We start from the raw sequence: 2,529 nt of genomic DNA, 5'->3' as shown, positions 1-2,529 counted from the left end.
GCTTTCGTTTAGAGTTTCGGACGCCGCGAGGCGTCGGAAAGTCGACGGTGCCCGAACCCGCGGGCCTCACGCGGTGAGCTATGGGGATTTCGATTTCGCGCTGGTCCTGGCGACTGCTGACGGTGCCGACAAGCGGACGGATCTGAGAGCAGCCCGTCCGATTTCTGGGTGGCAAAGCGGCCGCGGGGATTTGGTTCGTCCGGTTTTGGCAATGAGACGGCTGCTCTGGGGCAGTTGATATGCAGACGTCCCTGCCGCCGGAAGCGTAGCTGCGGCGGAGTGGAACAGTGTCGGGCCGTACCGGGTCACGATGCAGGACTCCCGGATGGATCGGCTGCACGTGGCGGGCCGCGCGCGCGATAGCGGCGTTCGAAGATCTCGATGACGACCATACGCCCGCCGCAGTGTGGGCATGGTGGACGGGTATCGATCAGTTCGGGGCAAGGCTCGTCCGCTGCATGTGATGCGACCGCGAGCAGCTGGCGAGCACGTTCGAGATGGGCCTTGCGGGTGCTGCCGGCGAGCAGGCCATAGTGGCGGATGCGGTGGAACCCGCGCGGCAGACAATGCAGCAGGAAGCGGCGGATGAACTCGTCGGCGCTGAGCGTCATCACCTGCTGGCGATCCGGGGCGGACCGGCGATAGTCCTTGTAGCGGAACGTGACGTTGCCTTCGTCGAACCGGATGAGCCGACTGTTCGAGATCGCGACCCGGTGGGTGTAGCGCGAGAGATAGGCGAGCACGGCTTCAGGCCCAGCGAACGGAGGCTCGGCATAGACCACCCATCGCTTCTTGCGCACCGGCGCGAGGTGGCGAAGGAAGGCGCGCCGACCCGTGAGGTGCGCAAGCTGGCCGAAGAAGACGAGCCTGCCGGTATCGTGGAGTGCCAGCAACCGGGTCAAGAACAAGCGGCGGAACAGCGCGCCCAGCACGCGCACCGGCAGCAGGAACGCCGGACGCGCCGGGATCCAGCGCTCCCCATCCGGAGAGATGCCGCCGCCCGGCACGATCATGTGGATGTGCGGATGGTGGGTCATGGCCGAGCCCCAGGTATGGAGCACGGCGGTGATGCCGATCCGGGCGCCCAGATGCTTCGGATCGGCGGCGATGGTCAGCATCGTCTCGGACGCAGTCTTGAACAGCAGGTCGTAGACCAGCGCCTTGTTGTGGAATGCGACGGCGGCGATCTCGGCTGGCAACGTGAACACGACGTGGAAGTAACCGACCGGCAAGAGGTCGGCTTCGCGCGCGGCGAGCCAGTTGCGTGCGGCGGCGCCCTGGCACTTGGGGCAGTGCCGGTTGCGGCAGCTGTTATAGGCGATCCGCCAGTGGCCACAGTCGGTGCAGGCCTCCACGTGCCCGCCCATGGCCGCGGTGCGGCAGTGCTCAATCGCCGACATGACCTTGATCTGGTGCAGGCTCAGATGCCCGGCATGGGCGGCACGATAGGCAGGCCCGACAGCACGCAAGACATCGGCGACCTCGAGTGAGGCGCGCACCGCTCAGCCGTCGGGTGCCTCCGCATCGGGTCGGGCCAGCGCGAGCCGGTCGAGCGGGCTGACGACCGCTCGCATCGTCTTCGTCGCCACCTGCGTATAGAAGGCGGTCGTGTTGAGCTTTGCGTGGCCGAGCAGCGCCTGGATCACGCGGATATCGACCCCGTCCTCGAGCAGATGCGTCGCGAAGCTGTGCCGCAGGGTGTGCGGTCCCACGCGCTTGGCGATGTCGGCGGCCTCGGCGGCCTGGACCACGACCCGGTGGAGCTGGCGGGTGCTGATCGGCAGCGTCGCGCTCTGACCCGGAAAGAGCCAGCCATCGGCATGCAGCACACCTTGTTGCCGCCCGGCGCGCCACCAGTCCCGCAGCAGCACGAGCAGACCTTCTGGCAGCATGGCGTTGCGATAGCGCCCTCCTTTGCCGCGCTCGATCCTGAGCAGCATGCGCTTGCTGTCGATATCGCGCACCTTGAGCGCCGAGACCTCGCCAACGCGCAGCCCCGCACCGTAGGCCACCGACAGCGCGGCCTGGTGCTTGAGGCAGGTCGTGGCGTCGAGCAGTCGCTTCACCTCGGGCTGGGTCAGCACCACCGGGATCTTGCGGGCATGCGCGGTGCGGACCAGCTTGCGCGCGAACTCGGGCCGATCGAGCGTATGAGTGAAGAAGAACCGCAGCGCCGCAACGATGCTGTTCATGGTCGGCGCCGGAACGCCCTCTTCCCGCTGCTCGATCTGGAAGCGGCGCACATCCTCAGCCGTCGCGGTATGCGGCGAGCGACCCAGCCACGTCGCAAACCGCCCGACATCGCGCAGATAGTTGCGCTGCGTCTCCGCGCTGAACCGGCGCATGGTCATATCCTCGATCAGCCGCTGGCGCAGCGGGCTGACCGGTTCGACCGGGACAAGATCGTTCATTGTTCGACTCCTCAGGTTGAAGGAGCCGAAAGGATCGGCCTTGTTCGGTCTACTCGCTACGCTTGTGTCACCGCGTCACCCGCGCCGCCTGCACCCCTCCCGCGCAGCGGGTTCGTGC

At 67.1% G+C, this 2,529-nt stretch carries 2 protein-coding genes; both read right to left on the bottom strand.

All coding sequences use genetic code 11. The features are described 5' to 3' along the window. Window positions 1-305: 305 nt before the first annotated feature. The gene (locus K3174_RS16720; protein WP_221560583.1) at window positions 306-1,499 is read right to left on the bottom strand and encodes an IS91 family transposase; all 1,194 of its coding nucleotides are present in this window, start codon (window positions 1,497-1,499) and stop codon (window positions 306-308) included. Window positions 1,500-1,502: 3 nt separating this feature from the next. After that, a complete protein-coding gene (locus K3174_RS16715; RefSeq protein WP_221560582.1) occupies window positions 1,503-2,411 on the bottom strand; it encodes a tyrosine-type recombinase/integrase in 909 nt (302 codons plus the stop codon). Window positions 2,412-2,529: the final 118 nt, after the last annotated feature.

Source organism: Qipengyuania qiaonensis (assembly GCF_019711515.1).
Taxonomy (GTDB): Bacteria; Pseudomonadota; Alphaproteobacteria; order Sphingomonadales; family Sphingomonadaceae; genus Qipengyuania; species Qipengyuania qiaonensis.
The sequence above is the reverse complement of the archived record's forward strand: the minus strand, read 5'-3'. Positions and strand labels throughout refer to the sequence as shown.

Coding starts and splice junctions, on each gene's coding strand:
- K3174_RS16715 (WP_221560582.1), bottom strand. CDS start 2,411: ATGAACGATCTTGTCCCGGTCGAACCGGTCAGCCCGCTGCGCCAGCGG.